Origin of the sequence: Paenibacillus allorhizoplanae, from assembly GCF_927798215.1 — a bacterium.
Taxonomy (GTDB): domain Bacteria; phylum Bacillota; class Bacilli; order Paenibacillales; family NBRC-103111; genus Paenibacillus_E; species Paenibacillus_E allorhizoplanae.
The window spans coordinates 7,985-8,443 of the sequence record NZ_CAKMMW010000013.1; the positions used below are offsets into that span (position 1 = coordinate 7,985).

General features: G+C 45.1%; 1 protein-coding gene. It reads right to left on the reverse strand.

The window, feature by feature from the left end:
* The coding region (locus L6I86_RS20205) for an Ig-like domain-containing protein (RefSeq protein WP_236290007.1) at window positions 1–404 on the reverse strand (404 nt) is incomplete at its 3' end.
* Window positions 405–459 lie beyond the last annotated feature (55 nt).

Below are 459 nucleotides of genomic sequence, written 5' to 3' on the forward strand. Positions count from 1 at the left end.
GCCTTGACTGTTACTGTACCTAAACTAGTTCCTCTCAACTCACCAGACGGACTAATCGTTGCTGTTCCTGTGCCTGTTTCTACGCTCCAAATTACGGAAGGGTTCGTTGCATTTCCTGGTAACACTTTCGCACTCATTTGAAGTGTACTTCCATTGGAAATACTTGTTACATTGTTTTCACTAGTCACAACAATACCCGTAACAGGTATCGCTTTAATTGTAACTGTCAGCGTCCCCACAATGTCTGGATTATCATGCGCCGTTGCCTGAACGATGACATTACCTACTGCAGTTCCCTTTAATAAGCCAGTCGACTCGTTTATCTCCGCATTTCCTGTACCTGGCTCGATGCTCCATACTACGGTAGCATCCGTCGCATCCTCGGGATATACCAACGCTCTCAATTGCAGCGTTTCTCCATTTCGTACGTTTGTTGTTTCGCTTTCACTTATTACGTCT